This window comes from Micromonospora olivasterospora, assembly GCF_007830265.1.
Taxonomy (GTDB): domain Bacteria; phylum Actinomycetota; class Actinomycetes; order Mycobacteriales; family Micromonosporaceae; genus Micromonospora; species Micromonospora olivasterospora.
Genome location: NZ_VLKE01000001.1, coordinates 2889459 through 2911948 on the forward strand (window position 1 = coordinate 2889459; position 22490 = coordinate 2911948).

Annotated in this window: 21 protein-coding genes; 6 read left to right on the forward strand and 15 right to left on the reverse strand. The window is 70.2% G+C overall.

Annotated features, from left to right (window positions below; genetic code table 11):
- Position 1: 1 nt before the first annotated feature.
- From JD77_RS13245 to JD77_RS13255, 3 genes are all read right to left on the reverse strand, one after another.
- Complete coding sequence (locus JD77_RS13245; RefSeq protein ID WP_145774673.1) at positions 2–658, reverse strand: SAF domain-containing protein; 657 nt, start codon at positions 656–658, stop codon at positions 2–4.
- On the reverse strand, positions 655–1545 hold the full coding sequence (locus JD77_RS13250; protein WP_145777566.1) for a hypothetical protein: 891 nt from the start codon (positions 1543–1545) through the stop codon (positions 655–657). Before JD77_RS13250 ends, JD77_RS13245 begins: the two co-directional genes overlap by 4 nt.
- Positions 1546–1706: 161 nt before the next feature.
- Positions 1707–2273 carry a hypothetical protein gene (locus tag JD77_RS13255; RefSeq protein WP_145774674.1) on the reverse strand — a complete coding sequence of 189 codons (567 nt, stop codon included), beginning with the start codon at positions 2271–2273 and terminating at the stop codon, positions 1707–1709.
- Between the two features lie 640 nt (positions 2274–2913).
- Between JD77_RS13255 and JD77_RS13260 the strand changes: the two genes are divergently transcribed.
- Positions 2914–3666, forward strand: a complete 753-nt coding sequence (locus JD77_RS13260; RefSeq protein WP_246141276.1) for a prepilin peptidase — start codon at positions 2914–2916, stop codon at positions 3664–3666.
- 18 nt (positions 3667–3684) lie between these two features.
- On the opposite strand, the gene JD77_RS13265 is transcribed toward JD77_RS13260, so the two are convergent.
- A complete protein-coding gene (locus JD77_RS13265; protein ID WP_145774675.1) occupies positions 3685–4314 on the reverse strand; it encodes a phosphatase PAP2 family protein in 630 nt (209 codons plus the stop codon).
- Between the two features lie 258 nt (positions 4315–4572).
- On the opposite strand from JD77_RS13265, the gene JD77_RS13270 reads away from it, so the two are divergent.
- Entirely contained in the window at positions 4573–6993 is a 2421-nt protein-coding gene (locus JD77_RS13270; protein ID WP_145774676.1) for a glycoside hydrolase family 65 protein, read from the forward strand.
- A 3-nt stretch (positions 6994–6996) separates the two neighbouring features.
- On the opposite strand, the gene JD77_RS13275 is transcribed toward JD77_RS13270, so the two are convergent.
- From JD77_RS13275 to JD77_RS13300, 6 genes are all read right to left on the reverse strand, one after another.
- On the reverse strand, positions 6997–7488 hold the full coding sequence (locus JD77_RS13275; RefSeq protein ID WP_145774677.1) for a hypothetical protein: 492 nt from the start codon (positions 7486–7488) through the stop codon (positions 6997–6999).
- Positions 7489–8423: 935 nt separating this feature from the next.
- Complete coding sequence (locus JD77_RS13280; protein ID WP_145774678.1) at positions 8424–8981, reverse strand: dihydrofolate reductase family protein; 558 nt, start codon at positions 8979–8981, stop codon at positions 8424–8426.
- A 378-nt stretch (positions 8982–9359) separates the two neighbouring features.
- Positions 9360–10718, reverse strand: coding sequence for a DUF2786 domain-containing protein (locus JD77_RS13285; RefSeq protein ID WP_145774679.1), 1359 nt, complete (start codon positions 10716–10718; stop codon positions 9360–9362).
- A gap of 150 nt (positions 10719–10868) precedes the next feature.
- A complete protein-coding gene (locus JD77_RS13290; RefSeq protein WP_211372550.1) occupies positions 10869–12122 on the reverse strand; it encodes a helicase-associated domain-containing protein in 1254 nt (417 codons plus the stop codon).
- A 325-nt stretch (positions 12123–12447) separates the two neighbouring features.
- Entirely contained in the window at positions 12448–12741 is a 294-nt protein-coding gene (locus JD77_RS13295; protein ID WP_145774680.1) for a type II toxin-antitoxin system RelE family toxin, read from the reverse strand.
- Positions 12742–12761: 20 nt separating this feature from the next.
- Entirely contained in the window at positions 12762–13046 is a 285-nt protein-coding gene (locus JD77_RS13300; protein WP_077938803.1) for a type II toxin-antitoxin system Phd/YefM family antitoxin, read from the reverse strand.
- A gap of 210 nt (positions 13047–13256) precedes the next feature.
- Between JD77_RS13300 and JD77_RS13305 the strand changes: the two genes are divergently transcribed.
- Complete coding sequence (locus JD77_RS13305) at positions 13257–13763, forward strand: transposase (protein WP_246140651.1); 507 nt, start codon at positions 13257–13259, stop codon at positions 13761–13763.
- On the opposite strand, the gene JD77_RS13310 is transcribed toward JD77_RS13305, so the two are convergent.
- The 4 genes from JD77_RS13310 to JD77_RS35480 form a co-directional block, all read right to left on the reverse strand.
- Positions 13764–15212, reverse strand: coding sequence for an IS4 family transposase (locus JD77_RS13310; RefSeq protein WP_170286341.1), 1449 nt, complete (start codon positions 15210–15212; stop codon positions 13764–13766).
- 126 nt (positions 15213–15338) lie between these two features.
- Positions 15339–17021 (reverse strand): ISAzo13 family transposase, encoded by a 1683-nt coding sequence (locus tag JD77_RS13315; RefSeq protein WP_145774681.1) that lies wholly within the window; start codon positions 17019–17021, stop codon positions 15339–15341.
- A gap of 73 nt (positions 17022–17094) precedes the next feature.
- The gene (locus tag JD77_RS35475; RefSeq protein ID WP_425463565.1) at positions 17095–17577 is read right to left on the reverse strand and encodes an IS5 family transposase; all 483 of its coding nucleotides are present in this window, start codon (positions 17575–17577) and stop codon (positions 17095–17097) included.
- On the reverse strand, positions 17549–18004 hold the full coding sequence (locus JD77_RS35480) for an IS5 family transposase (RefSeq protein ID WP_425463566.1): 456 nt from the start codon (positions 18002–18004) through the stop codon (positions 17549–17551). Before JD77_RS35480 ends, JD77_RS35475 begins: the two co-directional genes overlap by 29 nt.
- A gap of 179 nt (positions 18005–18183) precedes the next feature.
- Here JD77_RS35480 and JD77_RS13325 point away from each other — a divergent pair, with 179 nt between their 5' ends.
- Positions 18184–19632, forward strand: a complete 1449-nt coding sequence (locus JD77_RS13325; protein WP_170286341.1) for an IS4 family transposase — start codon at positions 18184–18186, stop codon at positions 19630–19632.
- 66 nt (positions 19633–19698) lie between these two features.
- Here JD77_RS13325 and JD77_RS13330 read toward each other — a convergent pair whose 3' ends face one another.
- Positions 19699–20301 carry a TetR/AcrR family transcriptional regulator gene (locus JD77_RS13330; protein ID WP_246140652.1) on the reverse strand — a complete coding sequence of 201 codons (603 nt, stop codon included), beginning with the start codon at positions 20299–20301 and terminating at the stop codon, positions 19699–19701.
- A gap of 87 nt (positions 20302–20388) precedes the next feature.
- On the opposite strand from JD77_RS13330, the gene JD77_RS13335 reads away from it, so the two are divergent.
- Positions 20389–21615, forward strand: a complete 1227-nt coding sequence (locus tag JD77_RS13335; protein ID WP_145774682.1) for a metal-dependent hydrolase family protein — start codon at positions 20389–20391, stop codon at positions 21613–21615.
- The gene (locus tag JD77_RS13340) at positions 21612–22466 is read left to right on the forward strand and encodes an alpha/beta hydrolase (RefSeq protein WP_145774683.1); all 855 of its coding nucleotides are present in this window, start codon (positions 21612–21614) and stop codon (positions 22464–22466) included. Before JD77_RS13335 ends, JD77_RS13340 begins: the two co-directional genes overlap by 4 nt.
- Positions 22467–22490 lie beyond the last annotated feature (24 nt).

Consider the following 22490-nt stretch of genomic DNA (forward strand, 5'->3'; position numbering starts at 1 on the left):
CTCAGGCCGCCTTGGTCAGCACGACCGCCACCCGGTCCTGGGCGGCCAGCGCCACCACGGCCGGCACGTCCCGGGCGGCGAGCGCCACGTACAGCACCACCTTGCTGGTCTCCGGGGTGGCGGTGTCGATCACGGTGCCCTCGAACCGGGTGCCGCCCGCCGACTGGCCCGTGGCCCCGCGGTCGGGGGTGCTGACCAGCAGCACCCGGTCGCCGGGGTGCAGCCGCTTCGCCGGCACCTGGCCGTGGCCGAGGTCGAGCGCGATCTGCTGCTGGCCGGGGCCGAGCAGCGGGTCGTCGGTGAGCTGGCCGAGGGTGAGCAGGGTGCCCGGGGCCAGCGCCACGGCGGCCCGCTTGCCCACCACGTCGCGCAGCCTGCCGGCCGGCACCGGCCGCAGCCCCTGACCGCCGGCCACCTGCACCGTGATCAGGTCGTCCGCGCTGAGCGTCCGGCCCACCTCGACCGGGCGGGCCACCGCGAGGTAGCTCCCGGTGGCCCGGACGGAGGTGACCGCGAACGCCGCGCCGAGTCCGCCGAGGGCGATCAGCAGGACGGCGAGGCCGAGCAGGCCGGGGCGGACCCGGCGCTGCCGGACCACCCTGGGCGGGGCGACCGGCGCGTCCACCGGGCCCGTACCGTTGCGCGTCGCGAGACTCACCGGGTCACCACCTGAAGTTCGTCGATCTGGATCTGTGCCGTGCCGCTGGTCCGGGTCTGGGTGATCTCGCCGCTCTGGCCGCCGCCTTCCCACGTCACGGTCCAGAACGTGGTGGCGCTGACGTCGTACGTGTCGGCCCGCGGGTAGCCGTCGTAGCCGCAGTCCGGGGAGGGCTGGCCGGCATGCGCGCCGTTCACCTCGTACGGGGTGCCGGGGCCGTGGCATTCCACCTTCTCGCCGTTGTCCATGTCCCAGACGATCCGGTCGACCTTCGCGGTGATGCTCACCGTCAGGCCGCGGTCGGAGGCGGACGCGTCCAGCGGGCCGAAGTAGTGCACGCCCGGGCTGGCCCACATCCACACGGGCAGGCCGACCAGGCCGGGGCCCTTGCTCTTGCGCGGGGCGACGCTCAGCCGGGGCGGCAGCAGCGAGATCGAGGCGAGCGCGCGCCGGGCCAACTCCTCCGGGTCGGGCGGGGTGCCGTACCCGGGCGGCGGGGCGTCGCGCAGCTCCGCGTGCCAGTTGCCCAGCTCGCCGCCGTTGCAGGTGACCTCGTACCACTGCTTGCCCTCGGGCGTGTCGGGCGGCTGCTGGGCGAACAGCTTGTAGTAGCAGCCGCTGCCGTTGTCGAACCAGCCGAGGAGGTCGTCGTAGCAGGGGATGACGCGGCCGTTCCACTGGCACTTGCCGCCGCCGTCGGAGCCGCCGCCGTCCCCGGGGTCCCCGCCGTCGCCGGGCCTGGCCGGGGTGCCCGGGTCGTCGTCCCAGACGTTGCAGTCGTGCTGGCCGACCGGGCACTCGATGCCACCGGCCCGGGCCGCCCGCGCGGTCGTGGCCGCGGCGGCGGGCGGCGCGGCCGCCGCGGCGAGCAGCAGGGCCAGGCCGATCCCGGCGAGCCGCCGTGCCGCGCGGAGCCGCGCGTCGCCGGCCGTCCGGGCAGCCGCGAGCCGGCCGGGCCGGCGGGACGCCCCGGCCGCGCGGGACCGGGCGGCCGGCGAGCCGACGCCGGTCCCCGGCGCGGTGCCCGGGACGTCCCCTCCTCCCCAGGTCAGCACGGCTGGTCCTCGTGGGCGACGCCGGCGCTGATCAGCCAGCGGCCGTCCGGGTACCGGGTGGCGGTCGCCGTCGCCAGGTGCCGGCCCCCGCCGGAGCCGGGAACGACCCGTTTCGTCTTCGCGTAGACCAGGCGGTAGCCGGTGGCGTCCAGGCAGTCCTGGATCTCGACGGTCGCCGGGACGGTGTCCAGGCTGACGGCGGTGACGGTCGGGTCGGAGACGAGCGTTCCGGTACGCATCGCGCCGTGCTCCTTCGCTTCGCGAATTGACAGACGAACCCGGGTCAGCAACGGATCGGCCAGGAATCTGGCCAGTTCCGGATCGTGCGGATCGGCGCGCCGGCTGGCCGTACGGGATGCCGCGAGATATCCGGAATAGGCGGCGAGCGCCGCTTCGCGGGCCGCCCGTTCGTCCGCCGCGGAGTGCGTCGGGGTGGCCGTCTCCGCCACCGGGAGCGGCTCGGCGGTCGCCTCGGGTGCCGTGCCGCAGGCGGCGACCGGGCCGGCGGCCAGGGCCGCGACCAGGAAAATCGTCCACCGGCCGGGATGCCGTGCTCGCAACGCCGCGCCTCCTTGCTGGCGACCCGGGGCCGGCCCACCCGCTGCCTCCGGGTGTGCGGCAGCGCGACCGGATGTCAGTCGCCCGGCCTTTCCGCGCCGCCACTGCATTTACCTGCGCTGATCTTTTTGGGATTCGTGAATCGGTATCCTCGTTCGGCCTCCGACGCCTTGTCCGGGGTTGCGTCGTACCCAAGGGGCGAGCATAGGCTGACGCTCAGCGATGCAACAGAGGTAATTTGCGCGAACACGCTGAGTGATGATCGGTGGTGGTGGCGGATGGCGCGACTCGGCACCGGTCGGGCGCGGTCATGGCGGTTTCCGGGCCGGGTGGCGATGGCCGTCGCGCCCGCTCCGGGTGTCCGGCAGAGGCGTCCATTCCGGGTGAAAGGTCGACCCGCCGGGGGTGATCGGCCCGCCCTGTCCCGATCGGTGGGGCGCGCCGGCCAGTTCGCGTACCGGCCCGCCTCGTCGGGCGCAAGGGCCTCCGGCGAGGCGGCGGCGGGCGGGTTTCCGCGCCATCCGCTACACGAAGGTCAGCGCAAAACTACCCAGCGTGATGTCCGCGAGGTGTCCCGGTCGGGAGGCAGCCGTGGCCGTTGACCGCCTGCGGCCGCCCCCGGCCGCCCCCGATCCTGTTCCGATCGCGCCGGCCACCGCGCTGTCGCCCCGACCCTGGGTACGTCTGTCGGCCGCCCTGGCGCTCGTCCCCGTCCTCCGGCTGGCGGTCGCCCGGTACGCCGTACCGCCCGGGGAGCCGGACCGGGCCGGCTGCGCGCGGTGTGGCACGGCGCTCGGGCTGGACCGGCCCTGGCCGGCGCTGGGCCCGGCCGCGCGCTGTCCCGGCTGCCGCGCCCGGGTCGGCGCCCCGCCCTACGCGGTCGAGTTGGCCGTGCTCGCGGGGCTGGCGGCGCTCGCGCTGGCCGGCGGCGCGCCAGCCGAGCGGGCGGCCCTGGCCTGGTGGCTCGGCTGGGCTGTCCCCCTCGTCTTCGTCGACGCGGCCGTGCACCGGCTGCCGGACAGGCTCACCTGGCCGGCGGCCCTCGGCGTCCAGGCCCTGCTCGGGGTGGCCGCCCTGGTCTCCGGGGAGGCCGGCCCGTGGCTGCGCGCGGCGCTGGCCGGCGTCGGGCTGGCGCTCTGCTTCGCCGCCACGACCCTCCTGCTCGGCCGGCGGGGCTTCGGCCTGGGCGACGCCAAGCTGGCGCTCGGGGTGGGCGCGCTGCTGGGCTGGCACGGCTGGCCGGTGCTGGTGCTCGGGCTGGTGCTGACCTTCACGCTCTCCGCGCTGACCAGCCTGGCGTTGCTGCTGGCCCGCCGGGTCCGCTGGTCGAGCCACCTGCCGTTCGGCCCGTTCCTGGCGCTCGGCACCCTCGCGGCGCTGCTGCTGGCGACCTGACCCGCCGCTCGCGCGGCGTCAGGAAGGGGCCCGTCCCTTCAGCGCCACCGGGCCGGCGGCGCGGCGTTCCCGGCGGCGCAGCAGTTCGGCGACGGGCCGGGCCAGCAGCGGTGTGCCGACCGTGCCGACCAGCGCGCCGAGGAGGAGGCCGGCGGCCACGTCGTGCGGGTAGTGCACGCCGACGAAGGTGCGGGAGAAGGCGGCGAGCACGGCCAGCGGGACGGCGTACCAGGCGAGCCGGCGCGAGAGCAGCAGGATCGCCGCCGCCAGCGCGCCGGCGATCGTCGAGTGGTTGCTCGGGAACGACCAGTCGCCCACCGGTGGGCAGTGCCCGGCGATGATCACCAGATCGGCCGGCGTACGGCAGGGACGGTCCTCGTCCACCACCGACTTGAGCAGCTCGCTGCCGCCGTACGCGAGGACCACCGCGACCGGCGCGGCCAGGGCGAGCGCGAGCCTGCTCGGGCCGGCTCCGAGCCTCGGCACCGCCGCCGCCACGAGGAGGACGCCGAGCATGATGATCGACCACTCGGTGAAGTGCATGGCGAACCACCGCACCGGCTCGGGCGTGCCGTCCGCGAAGTCGACGATCTCGCGGTACAGACTGGTGCTTACCTCCGGAATATCTGACAAACCAATGTCAATCACGACTCATCCTATCAAGAGTTCACACGCCGTTTATCTGACCGCAGGCTAGGAAACTGACCGGACCACCGCAGTGGACGAAGGTCGGGTGCGGGCTACGACCCAGCTTCCCGGCCAGCGCCGACCTGGCCCCGCTGGTGGCCATCGGCGCCGGGTGACCGGCCTTCGCCCTCGTCGACGCGGGGCCGGGAGGCGTGGCGGGGCGATCGCCCACCGGCCGTCCGCCGCGGTGATGATCGACCGTCGACCCGGGGAGGCGCCGTGCACAGCCATTCGACCGCCGACCGGACGGCCGGCGGGGCGGGCGACGACGGCTGGCGCATCCGCCGGACCGGGGCCGACCTGGACCGGCTCGGCGAGACCGAATCGGTCTTCGCGCTCGGCAACGGCTGGGTGGGCTGGCGCGGCAACCTCGACGAGGGCACCCCGTACGGAATGCCGGGAAGCTACCTCAACGGCTTCCACGAGCAGCGCGAGCTGACCTATCCCGAGGACGGGTACGCCTTCCCGCAGCGCGCCGACACCGTGGTCAGCGCGCAGAACGCCGCGCTCGTCCGGCTCTGGGTGACGGGCCCGGTCGACGTCCGCGGTTCGGGCGGCGCTTCGGACGGGGAACCGCTGGACCTGCGCACCGGCACGCTGCACGAGCACGAGCGGGTGCTCGACCTGCGGGCCGGCGTGGTGGAACGACGTACCGACTGGAGCTCGCCCGCCGGCCACCGGGTCCGGGTCTCCAGCACCCGGCTCGTGTCGCTGCCCCGGCGCCCCGTCGCCGCCGTCCGGTACGTCGTCGAGGCGGTGGACACCCCGGTCGACGTCCGGGTCTGTGCCGACCTGCTAGCGAACGAGCGGGTGCCCGAACGCTCCGACGATCCCCGCGCCGCCTCGGTGATCCACGACCCGCTGACCGCCGAGGCCCGCCGCGCCGACGGCCTGGACGGCGTGCTGGTGCACCGGACCGACCGCAGCGGGCAGCGGGTCGCCACCGCCGTCGCCCACCAGGTCTCCGCGCCCGCCGGGTTCGCCACCGAGGCGGACTTCGTCCCCGACCGGTTCCGGCTCGCGGTGACCGGCCGGCTGCGCCCCGGCGACCGGCTGGAGCTGACCAGGTACGCCGCGTACGAGTGCGCCCCCGTCGGCGGCGTGTCCGCGGCCGAACTGGCCGACCTCGTCGCCGCCGAGGCGCACGCGGCCCGGGCCGAGGGCTTCCCCGGGCTGCTCGCCGCACAACGGGCCGCCCTCGACGCCGCATGGGCCACCGCCGACGTGGTGCTCGACGGTGACCCGGAGCTCCAGCAGGCGGTCCGGTTCGCCGTCTTCCACCTGCTCCAGGCCGGTCGCCCGGACGGGGACCGGACGATCCCGGCGAAGGGGCTGACCGGCAACGGTTACGACGGGCACGTCCTCTGGGACACCGAGGGCTACGTGCTGCCGGTGCTGACGTACCTGGCCCCGGAGGTGGCCCGTTCCGCCCTGCGCTGGCGGCACGCCCACCTGCCCGAGGCCCGCGAGCGCGCCGCCGAGCTGCGGCTGGCCGGGGCTGCCTTCCCCTGGCGCACGATCGGCGGCCGGGAGTGCTCCGGCTACTGGCCGGCCGGCAGCGCCGGGCTGCACGTCAACGCCGACATCGCCGACGCCGTGCTGCACTACGTCGCCGCCACCGGCGACCGGGAGTTCCTGGCCGGGCCGGGCGTCGACCTGCTGGTGGAGACCGCCCGGCTCTGGCACCGGTTCGGCCACTGGTCCGACGACGGCGCGTTCCACCTGCACGGCGTCACCGGCCCGGACGAGTACACCGCCCTCGTCGACGACAACCTCTTCACCAACCTGATGGCCCGGCGCAACCTGCGGGGCGCGGCCGACGCCGCCGAGCGGCATCCCGAGGCGGCGGCCCGGCTCGGCGTCGACGCGGCCGAGATCGCCGGCTGGCGGGCCGCCGGCGACGCCATGTTCGTCCCGTACGACCGCAAGCGCGGCGTGCACCAGCAGGCCGCCGGGTTCACCGAGCAGCCCGAGTGGGACTTCGCGAACACCAGCTCCGACGAGTACCCGCTGCTGCTGCACTACCCGTACCTGGAGCTCTACCGGCGGCAGGTGATCAAGCAGGCCGACCTGGTGCTGGCCATGCTGCGCTGCGCGGGGGAGTTCACCGCCGCCGAGAAGGCGCGCAACTTCGCCTACTACGCGGCCCGTACCGTCCGCGACTCCTCCCTCTCGGCGGCGCCGCAGGCCGTGCTGGCCGCCGAGGTCGGCCACCTCGACCTGGCGTACGACCTGTTCGCCGAGACGGCGTTGCAGGACCTCGCCGACCTGGGCGACAAGAGCGCCGACGGGCTGCACCTGGCCTCGCTGGCCGGGGCGTGGCTCGTCGTGGCGCAGGGCTTCGGCGGGCTGCGCGACGACGCGGGCGTGCTCTCCTTCGACCCGCGGCTGCCCCGCCGGCTCCGGCGGGTGGCGTTCAGCCTGCGCTGGCGCGGCCACCGGCTCCGCGTCACCCTCACCCCCGAGGGGGCGCGCTACGAGCTGCCCGACGCCGGCCCGGGGGACGCGGTCGAGCTGTGGCACCACGGCGAGCGGCTCCAGGTGACCGGGGACGCCGCGGTGACCCGTCCGCTGCCGCCGCTGCCCGACCCGGGCCCCGAGCCGCCGTCCCCGCCCGGCCGCCGCCCCGCCCGGCGGTGAGCTTCAGGCCGTGGCGGCGGGGCGGGAACGGGCCGGCTGGTCGGTGGCCCCGGACATCCGCTCGACGACGGCCTCCAGCTCCTCGAACGCGTACGCCCAGTTGTGGCACTTGAAGCTGCGCAGCCCCGCTATCGGGGTGCGGCAGTCGACGCAGTACACCCCGGCGATGGCCGCCGGGACCTCGGTGTTGACGTACCGGCGGTCGCCCAGGATCACCCGGGCGATCATCGCCGGCTCGTGTACGCCGTGCAGCGCCGACGAGACGATGTCGAGCCAGGTCACCCGGCGGGCGCACTTCGGGCAGTCCGGCTCGTCGCCGCTGACCCACAGCGGCGCGCCGATGCTGCGCGGCGGCATCCCGAGCAGCTTCTCCAGCCGCCGGACGTCGTGCTCCGGCGTGACCCAGCGGTGCCGACCGGGCAACGAGGCCGGTGAGTCGTACACGGCGCGGAACAGAACGGGATCGACCTCCACGGTCTGTTGTTGACGGGTCATCGCGTACCTCCTCGACCTGGGGGCCCCCGGACCGCGCCGGCGGCGTCGGCCCCGTCCACCCGCCGGCCCGGCGCCGGCACCCATCCGTCGGCGGAGCCCCACCATTGCCCGGCGGGACGGCCGACCCAACCGGATCAACGACACGACGGCCGGTGCGTCGTCACCCTGAGTGTCGGATGTTGGTCCTGACGCCACGCTTCGCGGCACCGGCCCGGCCGTGCTGCGTGCCGCCGCCTCGCGGCGGCACGCAGCGGCTCCGCTCCGCCCCGAACTACTGGCGGGGAGCCGGCGTCGGGAATCCCCAAAATCCCGGTCGATGTTCCGCTGGCGGCGCGGTTGGTCGCCGGTCGTGGCGTGACCGAATCCGTCGATCATTCGGGAAATGCGGACGTCGGGTGGCCGGACAACGGAGTCCGAGCCCCCACTCGCCACCCTTGACCCATTGACGATCAGTCCTGCCCGGATCCATATAGTATCGATAGTCCCCACACTCCGAAAGACCATGGATATTGGACGCAGTCGTTTGAGCCGCGACGATGGGAGCCGTCCCGACGAGCAGCAGGGTCGGCCCGACCAACCCGGATCCGGGCGGGTCAGTGCGGCCGGCGACCGGTCGGTCGCGGGCGGAGCCATCAGGAACAACGTCATCGCGACTGGCGACCGGGCCACGATAAACATCAATCGCTATCCGGCGAATCTGCCTCAGGTCGAGGAGGTCGGCCGGCGAAAGGTGTGGATGGCGCCCCGACGTCCCGCGCCGGTGTTCGTCGGCCGGAACCGCGCCCTCGCCCAACTGGAACTGGTCATGCGATGGCGGCGGGGTCGTCGGGCAGAGCGTCGCCGGGCTGGGCGGGGTCGGCAAGCCTTCCGCGCCGCCCACCCTGACGACCTCAGCCACGAACTCCTCGACGAGCTCCCCGGCCGTCCAGCGTGATTCAGCGCGCGCGGCGGTAGTGCATGGCCACCGCGCCGTTGCGGAGCGGCTCCGCTGAGAGCAGTTCGAGCTGGCGCGTGCCGGGCAGCCCGCCCTGGTACAGCGTCGGGCCGTGGCCGGCGATCCTGGGTTGGACGAGCAGCTGGTACTCGTCGATCAGGTCCAGCCGGTCGAGCTCGGTCGCGAGCTTGCCGCTTCCGAGGAGGACCCCGGCCGGGGCCGCGTCCTTGAGCTTCTGCACGCCCTCGCGCAGATCGCCGGCGATGTGGTGGCTGTTGGTCCACGGGAAGTCGTTGCGCGTCGACGACACCACGTACTTGGGTTTGGCCTCCAGCTTGACCGCCCACTCGCGCATGGCCGGCGGCGCCTCCTGGTCGCCGCGCGCGACGGCTGGCCAGTAGCTCTCCATCATCTCGTAGGTGACGCGACCCCACAGCATTGCCCCGCACTCGTCCAAAAGACGGGTGAAACGGGCGTGCGTCTCATCGTCGGCGATCCCCTCCTGATGGTCGACGCAACCGTCCAGGGTGAGGTTGAGGCTGAAGGTGAGGAGACCCATAGCCGGCGAGTCTAGCGCCACGAGAGCCCACGCCCTCGCCAGGGAATGCGGCGACATGCGTCGCCTCGCGACACCGGGACGCACCCCCGACCAGCAGCTACGCGTGATGTCGCCAGGCGTCATTCCAGAGTTGGGTGCTCGATGGGTGCTCGGACACTAGCTAGGGCCAAAAATCCAACAAATGCCCCAACGGAAGGAGGCCAAAATAGTGATGCGGGGCTATTTCCCCAGTTGAAAGGGTGGGCCGGACGTACCACCATGCGAACCAACCGGCGACCATCACCGGTAACCCGCTCCCACTACGTCTGCGCAGGTCACGCCGCTGGTAGACAGGGCTCTCTTGCCGAGGCCGGTCGACGGGCTCGACACAACAGCCGACTATTCGTGTGCGACCGGTTGCCGCCTGTGCAGTGCAGCCCGGTCGGCCGCGGCCCGGCCCGAGGCCCAGCCCTCCCGGTTGTTGATGGCCGTCGCGTGCTCTGTCAGGTCGGGGAACTGCCTCTCGAAGGCATCACGCACCGCGCCGTCACGCGCAGCGAGTACAGGCAGCAGCTGGGCGGCGCCCGCCGACGCGGTCATCTCCCGGTCCACCCCCTCGGTGGCGGCGCTGAGCCGTTCACCGATCCGCGACGCGTACGCCGTAAGGAATGACTGTCGGAACGATCGGGTCGTGTTGCGTCCGTACTTGTCAATGCTCGGCTTGGCCTGCGTCATCGCCCTCGTCGCCTGCACGAGCAGCGAGGTGAACAGCAGTTCGGTCGACTCCAGATCGGCCGGAAAGCCGACGATGGTGGTGAAGCCGAACCGCTTCATCCACACCGCCCGACAACTGTTGGCCTCCGCGACGACCTGCAGCAGCAGCGTCTTCGGCGCCTCGTACGGATTGTCGATGCTCACCCGCCGGGTCACTGGTTGGTCGCGTTCGCCCGACGCAGCGACGAGCAGGGCGTGATCGATGCGATGACGGGCCATCAACTCCTGTGCCTTCGCCGTGAAGGCGTCGGCCTCCTCCGGGAAATCGGTGGACTCCGCCTTGGCCAGCAACGCCCGGACCCGATCGATCATCCGCTGATCGAGGTCGTCAGGCGGTACCACTGCGGCGGACATGGCAGTGCCCGGCATCGGGCCGACCTGCTCGATCGCCGGCAGCGTCGCGAGAAGATGAAGTACCTCGACCATGATGGCGATCACCCCGACGCGGTCGAGGGCCTGCCGTTCGCCCCAGGCGGTCACATAGTGGTCGTCGTGCGCCCACCACACCTGCGCGTCGAGGGCAGCCAACTGCGACTGCCACCGCCGATCGACCGTCGCCGTGGAATAGCTGCGCATCTGCGCCGCGATGGCGTCGACCATGAGCCGGCCGTGCCGCGTGGTGTACTCGCGGCGGGCCACCCGTGCCAGCTCGGCCGGCTGCCAGCCGCGCCGCCACGCGTGCTCCACCTCGCGAAGCAGGAAGGCCAACAAGGCCCGGTTGACGACCTGGATGCCGGTAGCACCGCCGGGGCCAGTGGTCAGCAGGGCGCGGCAGCGGTCGAGCTCGGCGGTCTCGTCGCGGTGCTGGGCGTGGACCGCCTGGTCGATGATCTGTTCGGCGATCCGACGCTGGGACGGAACATGTGGCACGCCGAACAGGCTCAGCGGGTCGTCGGGGCCGGACTTCCCGGCGGCCCTTCGACGCTGAGCCGCCTCCGCGGCCTTCCGCTTGGCCTTGTGCCGTTCCCGACTGTTCTTGCCCACTGGCCTCTGCCCGGCTCGACGATACGAAACCCACAGAGGCTACCAACCGGGCCGACGGGGCAGCCCACGGCGCGACGACGAGAGCAGCAGGTCGGGCCAATGAGTGGGTACGAGACGCCGTCTCGGTGGAGATCGCCTCGTCAGTCCGGGCTATCGGACTGGTAGGGCATAGCCCAGCGCCTGTAGCGCCCGGCGGAAGGCCGGTTCGTGTTCCGCCGTGACGGCGAGGTGCCGTTCGCCGATCGGGGTGCAGAGCGGCCGGAGCCGACGGTCGTGGTGGATCAGTGCGGCCAGTGCCGGGTCGGCGCATTCGATGAGGCGCACCTGACCCAAGTCACGTAGCCGCCGGACGCGAGCCGTCACGTCGTCGAGCAACACCAACAGGGTGGCGGGCAACTCCGACTGCTCCATACGATCAACCAGGAAGTCGCGGAACTGTTCGGCGGTGCGACCGGCGGCGACGGCGGCGAGTACGGTGTCCGGGGTGAGCGCCCAGACCCGCTCGGTGGTCCGTTTCGCATAGGCGTCGAGGACGAGGCGGTCGGCCGGGCTCAGCTCGCCAATGGCGACCACATCCAGGTTGGACAAGACCTTCAGGCTACGAATGGGTGCTGCGTCGACCGGCGTCCGGTACGACGCGGTCAGGTCGAGAGCGTACGCCCCGAGCCCGGTCAGTCGCAGCGCCCGCAGTCCGTCGTAGCGGCTCAGGTAATCGAGATCGTCGGCACCCCAGTTGCCGTGGTAGTCATCGCGAGCACCGGCCGGCCCGTCATAGGCGATGTCGACAAGGCCCAACGTGGCCGCGTACTCGAAAATGACCGCGAGGGTGTACCGACCCTCCAGGATCTCCCACTCACCGAATCCGGCATAGCCGAGACTGCCGTACTGAGCGTCGACCAGGTACAACTTCCACAGCGCCCGATCGCTACGCGCGACCGTCGGCGACAGGCCCGCAGCACGCATCGAGGCGAACAGGTCATCCACCTCGACCCAGACACCGGGGCGGCAGGTGGCCAGCGCCGCCGACACCCGCTGCCGCCGGGTCTTCGCCGAGGTCAGCACGTTGGTGGCGCGCTGGCCCTTGATGTGCTCAACCCGGCTCAACTCGTCAAGCACCGCCTTGTCGACCCAGGAACGCCACAGGCCCCTGATGACCTCCGCAGCCGGTTTCCCGAGTGCCGACCGGCCCCGGGTAGTCAGCTGAAGTTTCCCGCCCACCACATCGGCCAGGCCGCCGGCCTGCACGAGCAGCGGCCACGCGTACGCAGCGATCGCCTCGTCCGGGTAGAAGTCGCCGCCCGACAGCGCATCGGCGATCATAACGACACTGGCCGCAGCCGGACGTCGGGTCTTGTCACTGCAGCGCAACCGCCCCGAGTCACACAGTCGCAGCACGGCGTGCACATCAGCCAACGCATGACGCTCGGTCGGGCGCAGCTCGCCCGCCTCCGGACAGTGGTCGATCAGTGCGACCGCAGGTTCAGACACGCGGCAATCCTAGTCACCGCCTGCGACAGACAGGCCATCGGCTGATAACGGCGACGGACGGTTCGCGCATAAGATCATCTGTGGACCGGAGGCGCCACCATGCGAACCACACCGCCACCATCGCCGGCGACCCACTGCCACTGAATCCGCCCAACTCGCCTCGCTGAGGGCCCACAGCCAAGGAGTGTCATGCCGTCGCGGCCACAGCGGCGGCATCGCCGGACCCGACCTGGAAGGTGTCCTACGAACGGTAGGCGTCACGCCGGTGGCGGATCGAGTGGATCTCCACGACTCGTTTCGCCTCGTTGATCCGATAGACGATCCGGTACGTGCCGCGCCGGGCGGAATGGAAGCCGTCGAAGGGTTCGTCGAGAGGCTTGCCCACTCGATACGGGTTGATCGCGATCGCCCGCTGGATGGTTTCCGTCGCCGCAACCGCCACCTCCAACGGCAGGTCCTCGTGCAGATTGCGGCGAGCCTGCCGGGAGAACATCACCGTGTATGGGCTGAGGGGTTCGTTGGTGCGGTCGTCCACCCGCTTGCCCCCCGGAGGCATCAGGCTGCCCTGCTTCGACGCCGCTCCAGCTCGGCACGAACCTCGTCCACCGAGAACGTGTCGCCGGCTGCGAAATCCTCCCGCGACTGGCGCAGGTCTGCGAGGGTCTCGTCGTCGGACAGCAGGTCGAGCGTTTCCCGCATCGACTCGTACTCGGCCACCGAGATCAGCATCACGTCGGCCCGGCCGTTACGGGTGATCGTGAAGTGGTCATGCTCCCGGGCGACCCGGTCGGCGAGTTCGGCGATCCGGGCCTTGGCTTCCGTGATCGGAATAGTCTCCATGCCAACCACTTTAGCGACCGGTCGTGATTATGGTCAATCCGAATCCCTATCGCGACCCGGCTCCTGCCCGCTCGTTGAGCGTCCGGGCCAGCAATCGATGCCTCGGAGGACCATGGATGTCCGGCCCCGCCCCGCCACCCCATGTCGCCCAGGCTCCCCGACTCTGGCACCGCCGCGGCCGAGCGTCGGTGCCCGAGCAACGTCGGTTGATTGAGCTCCGGTACCTGCACGACGCTGGACCTGACCGGCATCGGACCGTCCGGCGCGGCCCGCCTGCTCGGCGACATCGCAGACATCGCCCGGTTCACCAGCCGCGCCCACTTCGCCTCGTGGAACGGCACCGCACCGATCGACGCCTCCTCCGGCGAGCAGAACCGCCACCGACTCTCCAGAGCCGGGAACCGGCGCATCAACCGGGCCCTACACATCATGGCCATCGTCCAGCTACGCCGTGACACCGAAGGACGCCGCTACTACCGGCGCAGACTGGCCGCGGGCAAAACCCCGATGGAGGCCCTACGGGCACTGAAACGGCGCCTGTCCGACATCGTCTACCGGCAGATGGTGGCCGACGCGAAGCTGATCAGGACGGGCCCGGAAGGACACGCGGGGGCGACTCTGCAATCCAGCGCGGCCGACCCAAACCCCAAGATCGACACTTCGGAAAAGCCACTTCCCGGACCCGCCGCACCCCAGCCTAGGCCCAAGGCCGGGTAGTTAGGGCGTTGCGGCTGCTGTCAAGCGGGGTTTGCGGGGTTTGCGGGGTGGGGATGGTGTGGGTGGTGGGAGTGGTTCGGTGGTGTCGTCGTGGATGGTGATGGCGAGGTTGGTGATCTTCTGGTTGGTGGTGGGTCTGCCGGGTGGGTGTTTGGCGTAGCGGGACAGTGGTGATTTGACGCGGCGGGTGCTGGTGCGTGCTCGGCGTGGTGGGAGGAGTTCAGCGAGGACGGCGCGGCCGATAGCGCCGGTGAGGTCGGTGTTCTCGGGCAGGACGTCGGCGGCGTTGGTGAGTTGTTCCCGGGCGGTGTGCAGGGCGATGGTGAAGCTGGCCCGGTCGGGGTCGGTCCCGGGCCGGGTTTCGGTGGCGTGGACCATCGCGGTGCGCAGCGCCTGGTAGACGGTCAGCAGTGCCCACAGTTCCTGCTGGATGCCGGTCGGGTCGCCGGAGCGCAGGATTCGTCCGTGCAGGATGGTGTGGCGCAGGGCGTAGTACGCCGATTCGTGTTCCCAGCGCTGGTGATAGAGCTCGACCAGGCGGTGTGCCGGGTGCCGGCGGGGGTCGCGCAGGGAGGTGACGAGGCGGTAGACGCCGGTGTAGGTGGTGGCGTCGGCGCAGGTGACGGTGACGGTGGCGTCGATGACCCGGACGGGGACGTGGTTGAGGACGCTCAGGTATGAGCCGTCGTCGAGGCGGGCCAGGACCGGCAGGCGGCGGTTGCCGCGCAGCCGGCCCAGGAATTGGGCGCCGGTGCCGGCGACCGCGGTCAGGAACATGTTGGAGTCGAAGCCCTTGTCCCACAGCACGAGCATGCCGGCATCCAGCAGATGCAGCAGTTTGCTGGCGTAGCTGGTCTCGCCCTCGGCGGTCGGTCCGAACACCGCACCGAGCATGCCGCGGGTGCCGGTCTCGACCAGCGTCATCAACTCCACCGCCGGGTAGCCGTTTCCGGTGCGTTTGCCGAGCCAGGCACGGTTGCGGGCGGTGTCGGCGGTGCGTTGGGAGGTACAACCGTCGAAGGACACCGTGCGATAGCGGCCGAACCGCACCCCGGGAGTGTGTGGCTGCGCGAGAGGCCCGGCGAGGACCTCGAAGAGGGCCTTCACCGGAGCGGGACCGACGCGGCGGCGCAGGTCACGTAGCCCTTTACCCGATGGGACGACCACGACCAGCCCCACCAGCCCGGCGATCATCTTGGCCCAGACCCGCCGGTAGCCGACCTCCGGGAACAGGCACATCGCCAGCACGAAGTACACCCCGACCCGGGACGGCAGGTTCCGTAGTCTTGCCTGCACCGTACCGGTCTCGGCCAGCACCGCATCGACGAGTTCAAAGGGCACGATCGAGGTGAGTTCCCCGAGATGGCCCGGGGCGAACACTCCCGCCGCGACCCGGACAGTGCGGGTGATGGCGGCCACAGTGCGGGACAGGGCAGAATGATCCGGCAACGGAACTCCCGGGCAGAAACGGTGGATCTTGGTCGACCGCCAGTTCTACCGGAGTTCCGTTGCTTTTACCGCCCCCGGGCCCATCGGCTTGACAGCCACGCCCGCCGCCTAAGGGGCTGCAGATCATCAACACGCGGCTTTGGGCTCTGGCGGGGTGGTGATGCCTTCTGTGGTGGCGAGGGTGTAGAGGTCGTTTAGGGTGGCGAGTCGCTGTGGGCCGGGTTGGATGCTGTGTCCCGCCTGTTGCAGGAGTTGCCGGGTCTCGCGTATCCGCCTGTTGATTGTTTCGGGTCGGACGCTGAACAGGGCGGCGACGGCGACCTGGGACAGGGCGAGTCGGTGGTGCAGGATGGCGGCGATGAGCCGGTCGGCGAGGGTGAGGACGGGGCGGCGGCCGGTGCCGGGCGCGGTCAGTCGGGGACGGTGACCGCGTCGCTTGTTCAGGCGTGTTTCCCGCTGCTGGTCGTGCAGTGTCATCAGGGTGGTGATCAGTGCGTCCCACTCGTCGGGGGGTAGTCCGGTCAGGGCCGGATGCGCTAGCCAGGCCAGGTCGGGGCTGGGCTGGTCGAACGGGTCGGGGGCGTTGTTGACCTGTTCGTATTCCTCGGGGTGCAGGGTGTAGTTCCACTCACCGTGCCAGTCGTGGCGGCTCAGCGGTAGCGCGTCGTGTTGTCGGTCGCTGAGGCGTACGCCGGTGTCGTAGGTGTTGGTGTCGAGGGCGGCGTGTACGCGTAGGCCGGTGCGGGTCGTGGTGGCGGCGATGCTCTGCACGATCACGTCATGGCTGGTCAGCGGCCGGCCCCGCCAGTTCATGGTGATGTGGGAGAACAGCCGGTGTTCGACCTTGTTCCACTTTGAGGTGCCGGGTGGGAAGTGGCACACGGTGATGTCCAGCCCTGTCTGCACGGCGAGGGCGGCCAGTTCCGCTTTCCAGGCGCGGGTGCGGTAGCCGTTGGAGCCACCCGCGTCCGCGGTGATCAGCAGCCGCCTGGCGTGCGGATAGTCGCTGGAGCCGATGCTGTTCCACCAACGGCGGATCGACTCCACGGCGAACGCGGCGGTGTCGTGGTCGGTGCCGACGTTGACCCAGCCGGTGTTGGCGGCCAGGTCGTAGATGCCGTAAGGCACCGCCTTGCCCAGCTCGCTGTCGGGGAAGTCGTGAGTGCGGGTAGCGACCGGTTCACCGGCCGGCCGCCACTGGCGGCCGGCGTTGGCGAACGGGCCGACCAGTTCCTTCTTCTTGGTGTCCACGCTGACGACCGGGTCACCGGTGTCCTGATGGTCTCTGACCTGGTCGTTGATGTAGCGGAACTGCGCGTCGCGGTCCGGATGCTGCTTACCCTCGATGGTCTTGGCGTTGGCCTGCAGGCTGAACCCGTCGGACCGCAGCAGGTCGGCCACGGTGTCGGCGCCCACCGGGTGGCCCTGACGGGTCAACTCCGCGGCGAGGGTGCGGGTCGACTTGGTCGTCCACCGCAGAGGCGACATCGGATCGCCCCGCTCGTCCGGCTCGACCAGAGCCAGCAACGCCGGGCGCAACCGCGGATCCGTCTCGGACAGGCTTCTGCGGCCTCCGCCCAGGCGGCGTGCCCTACCCAAAGGGGGATCGCCCGCGTCCAAGTCGGACACGCCGCGAGAGACCGTGTTCTCGGCGACCCCGGCAGCCCGGGCCACCGCCCGGATCCCGCCGTGCCCCAACGCCCGCGCCTCAGCGCCCATCAGCAGGCGACGCTGCCGCTCATCCAGATGCGGAAAGATCGCTTCGAACTTCGCCGCCAGCATTTGTTCGGTTTCCACCGTCACGGCCATACCACATCCAACACGGCCGGACAGGAAAACCTCTACTTATTTCTCGGCAGACCCTAACTACCCGGCCTTGAGCCTAGGCCGTGTCTCGTCGATCTTGGGTGAGGTCACGTAGCCAGATCTTCATCGTGGCGATGTCGACGGTGGCCTGGTACATGTAGTCGCGCTTGTCGTACCTGGTCGCGACCGCCCGGAACTGCTTGAGCTTGTTGAACGCCCGCTCAGCGGTGTTGCGCTGCTTGTAGCGCTCCCGGTCGAAGTTCGGTGGCCGGCCGCCGCGAGATCCCTTCTCGCGACGGTTGGCCGCCTGATCGGCCTTGATCGGGATCGTGGCCTTGATGCCGCGACGGCGTAAGTGAGAACGGATAGCCTTCGAGCTGTACGCCTTGTCAGCCAGGACATGCCCGGGACGGGTACGCGGCCGGCCGACCCGGCGGGGAATCCGGATAGCGGCCATGACCTGCGTGAAGCCGGTGCAGTCGGCCCGCTGCCCGCACGTGGTGTGCCGCGCGATCGGACGGCAACGCCGGTCAGCGGCCAGGTGCAGCTTGGTGGTCAACCCGCCACGGGACCGGCCGAGGGCTTCCCTTCCGCCCTTTTCGTCCCTGGCGGCTTCCCCCTTTCGGGTGATCCGCCGCCGGGGCGTGCCGAGCACCCGCCGCGTGCTGGTGCGCCCGGATCGAGGAGGTGTCCACCCCGACCGTCCACTCGTCGCCTTCCTCGGCGTCGCAGTCGATCCGCAACGCCGCGCAGATCCGCGACCAGGTCCCGTCCATCGCCCACCTGCGTTTGCGCTGGTAGACCGTCTTCCACGGACCGAAACGCTCCGGCAGGTCACGCCACGGAATCCCGGTACGTTCCCGGTACAAGATCCCCGAGACCGTCGTCCGATGGTCACGCCATCGGCCCCCACGCGGCGGATCCGCTGGCAGCAACGGCGCCAGAAGCGCCCACTCGTCATCGGTCAACTCATGCCGTCGAGACACGCCAATCTATCTACCAAAACCCGCCCCGAAGATCCACGAGACACGCCCTAGAACCAAGGCCGGGTAGTTAGGCGGCGGGCGTGGCTGTCAAGCCGATGGGCCCGGGGGCGGTAAAAGCAACGGAACTCCGGTAGAACTGGCGGTCGACCAAGATCCACCGTTTCTGCCCGGGAGTTCCGTTGCCGGATCATTCTGCCCTGTCCCGCACTGTGGCCGCCATCACCCGCACTGTCCGGGTCGCGGCGGGAGTGTTCGCCCCGGGCCATCTCGGGGAACTCACCTCGATCGTGCCCTTTGAACTCGTCGATGCGGTGCTGGCCGAGACCGGTACGGTGCAGGCAAGACTACGGAACCTGCCGTCCCGGGTCGGGGTGTACTTCGTGCTGGCGATGTGCCTGTTCCCGGAGGTCGGCTACCGGCGGGTCTGGGCCAAGATGATCGCCGGGCTGGTGGGGCTGGTCGTGGTCGTCCCATCGGGTAAAGGGCTACGTGACCTGCGCCGCCGCGTCGGTCCCGCTCCGGTGAAGGCCCTCTTCGAGGTCCTCGCCGGGCCTCTCGCGCAGCCACACACTCCCGGGGTGCGGTTCGGCCGCTATCGCACGGTGTCCTTCGACGGTTGTACCTCCCAACGCACCGCCGACACCGCCCGCAACCGTGCCTGGCTCGGCAAACGCACCGGAAACGGCTACCCGGCGGTGGAGTTGATGACGCTGGTCGAGACCGGCACCCGCGGCATGCTCGGTGCGGTGTTCGGACCGACCGCCGAGGGCGAGACCAGCTACGCCAGCAAACTGCTGCATCTGCTGGATGCCGGCATGCTCGTGCTGTGGGACAAGGGCTTCGACTCCAACATGTTCCTGACCGCGGTCGCCGGCACCGGCGCCCAATTCCTGGGCCGGCTGCGCGGCAACCGCCGCCTGCCGGTCCTGGCCCGCCTCGACGACGGCTCATACCTGAGCGTCCTCAACCACGTCCCCGTCCGGGTCATCGACGCCACCGTCACCGTCACCTGCGCCGACGCCACCACCTACACCGGCGTCTACCGCCTCGTCACCTCCCTGCGCGACCCCCGCCGGCACCCGGCACACCGCCTGGTCGAGCTCTATCACCAGCGCTGGGAACACGAATCGGCGTACTACGCCCTGCGCCACACCATCCTGCACGGACGAATCCTGCGCTCCGGCGACCCGACCGGCATCCAGCAGGAACTGTGGGCACTGCTGACCGTCTACCAGGCGCTGCGCACCGCGATGGTCCACGCCACCGAAACCCGGCCCGGGACCGACCCCGACCGGGCCAGCTTCACCATCGCCCTGCACACCGCCCGGGAACAACTCACCAACGCCGCCGACGTCCTGCCCGAGAACACCGACCTCACCGGCGCTATCGGCCGCGCCGTCCTCGCTGAACTCCTCCCACCACGCCGAGCACGCACCAGCACCCGCCGCGTCAAATCACCACTGTCCCGCTACGCCAAACACCCACCCGGCAGACCCACCACCAACCAGAAGATCACCAACCTCGCCATCACCATCCACGACGACACCACCGAACCACTCCCACCACCCACACCATCCCCACCCCGCAAACCCCGCAAACCCCGCTTGACAGCAGCCGCAACGCCCTAACTACCCGGCCTTGGCCCTAGAACAACCCCCGCCGCCGCCTCTTGACACAGAGGGGTGCCTACCTGCTCAAGGCCCCGGGTGTGTCCGTGGAACGGATTGGTCCTTGCTTATGCGCAGGATCAGGGTCACCGCGTCCTCCGAGTGGGCTGTTGGTGTCAGAACCTCCTGCAAGAGCAGGCCACGCATCGCGGCAATGGTGACGGTGGCCAAAGCCAGCGCTTCCTTGGCGTCGAGCCCTTCGCGTTCCGCCAGCGAGGCCAGCATCTTGGTCAGGTCATCGAGCGAGTCGATGAACTCACGAAAGTCCTCCGGGCTGTGCGCGGCCAGTCCTACGACGTGGAAGAAGCCACGGACACGCGACAGCTGCTCCGGCCGAGTGTAGGCCCGCCAGATCGCCACGACGAGGTCGTCGAAGCTGCCTTGCTGGGCGGCCTCGAAAAGCGCCTCGTTGTCACGAGATCGCTGTGCCTTGAGCATGGCCGCCAAGACACCCGAGAGCGACCCGAAGTGGTACCGCAGGAGGGCGTGGCTGGTCTGGGTCCTGGCGGCGATCTCACGGAGCGACACCGCCGGTGAGGGAAGCGCCTCCTCGTAGGCGTCGAGAAGCCGGGCCAAGAGACGCTCGCGTGCGTCGCCTTTGCGTTCCGTGCTTGACAGGATCACTCCCACAGTTTATCCATTGGAAAAGAACGACTGCGGTGTCGTGGTGCTTCACACATGGTCTCAGTCGGCTCGCAACGACGGAGGGGACGACTGGTGGGAAGTTTTCAGGTAGTCGGCGCGGCGGTCGTCGACGGGTCGGGTCGCGACCCCGTCAACGTCGACGTCAGCATCGAAGACGGGCATATCGCCCGGCTTGGTGCCTCCAGCGCACACGGCGAGCGCCTCGATGCCGAGGGGCTGACGATGACGCCTGGCCTGATCGACGCTCACGTTCACCTGGGCTTGTCGAGCCTGATCCGGCCGCAGTTCTCGTTTCAGATCAGTGCCGCTGAGATCGCGGCGGACATCTTCGCCACGGCTGGCGCGACACTCGATGCCGGCTTCACGACCGTTCGAGACACCGGCGGGATCGACGGCGGCGTCGTCACCACGATCGCGAAGGGCAAGGTCAGGGGACCGCGCGTGTTGTCATGTGGACCTGTTCAGTGCCAGACAGGCGGGCACGGCTACTACGGAGCCGACTGGGAACCCACCGAGCTGTGGAGCAGCCATCACGTTCCGGGTTTGTGCGCCCTGTCCATGATGTCGGGCAACGCCGACGAGCTGCGAGGCAACGTGCGCGAGGCCTTCCGTCGCGGAGCCTCCTTCCTGAAGCTATGCGTGACAGGCGGAGTGGTCGGCGCTCGCGACCGGCTGACCGACACCCAGTTCACTGTGGAAGAGATCGCCGTCGCTGTTCAAGAAGCCGCGGCACGTGGCACCTACGTGACTGTTCACGCCCACAACAACGAAGGCGTTCGGAACGCCGTCGAGGCCGGGGTACGTTGTGTCGAGCACGGCACCGACCTAGATGCGTCCACGGCCACCCTGATGGCCACTCGCGAGGTCGCCCTCGTGCCCACGTTCGCCATCGTCGAGCAACTGCTGCACGACACCGCTGGAGCGGGCCTCGACGAATCGACCCGCGATCGTGTGATGGGTGTTCGTGAGCGGATGACCGAGGCGCTCGCTGTCGCCAAGGAGGCCGGAGTACGGATCGGGCTGGGTTCCGATCTCATCGGTCCGGCTCAGAACCGTCGAGGCGAGGAGCTCAGATTGCGCGCGGAACTTGAGACACCGATGGAAGCTCTCGTGGCGGCCACGAAGACCAATGCCGAGATCCTCGGCCTGTCCAGCGAGGTGGGGGGCATCGCTCCCGGCATGCAAGCAGACCTTGTGCTCTGGAAGGGCGACCCGCTTGAAGATCCGACGCTTTTCGCCGACCCGTCCAACGCCATCGTCGTCGTCCAGGCCGGACGCGTTGTGAAGGACCTGCGATGAGCGCCATGTGGCAGGGCTGCCTCGCCGACACAGACTATTTCGAGACGCGTTCCAGCGGAGGGCACGACTACGGCGTCTGGGTCACCACGCCACCGGGCTACGACCCCGCCACGACGCGAGCGCCTGTCGTGTACGTGCTCGACGGCAACTGGGCCGTGGGCATGACGGCTCCGCTCATCGTCACCCAGCGGGACCCCATGCAGCGGATCCAGCCCTACATCCAAGTCAGCGTCGGCTACGCGGGCGAGAAAGCCCGGCACTGGGAACGGCTGCGCAACAGAGACCTCGTGCCACCCGGCGAGCCCATCGCCAAGGAATTCGTCGATGCCGTGGAAATGGCACTCCAAATGGGCGCGATGACACGCGAGGAAGCCGATGCCTATCTCGCCGAGCTACGCGCCTCCCGCGCCGACGCGTTCCTGAGCTTCCTTACTGCGGAACTGCACCCACGGATCGAACACGACTACGGCACAGCCATGAGCGGTCACGGCCTCTTCGGCTACTCCTACGGCGGACTCTTCAGTCTCTATGCCTGGCTCACCGGCAATACGCTCTTCGAGAGCATCGGAGCAGGCAGTCCCGGCGTTGCCAGTGAAGACAGTCAGGTCTTCGCCCAGCTCGAAAAGATGGGCGACAACCTGCCTACCGCCAAGCTTCACCTGACCGTAAACGACCGAGAGCTTCTCGGAGACCTGGCCGTCTACCAGACCCTCGCGAAGAACACGGCCACCGTCCTGCACCGCCTGACCGCCCGCGGCGGAGCCGTCACCAGCGCGGTCCTGCGCGAAACGCACGTGACCGGCCTGCAGGCCTCGTTCCTCAGCTACCTCAGGACCTGCCGTGCGCTATGAGAGAGGACGACATGCGAGTACCGA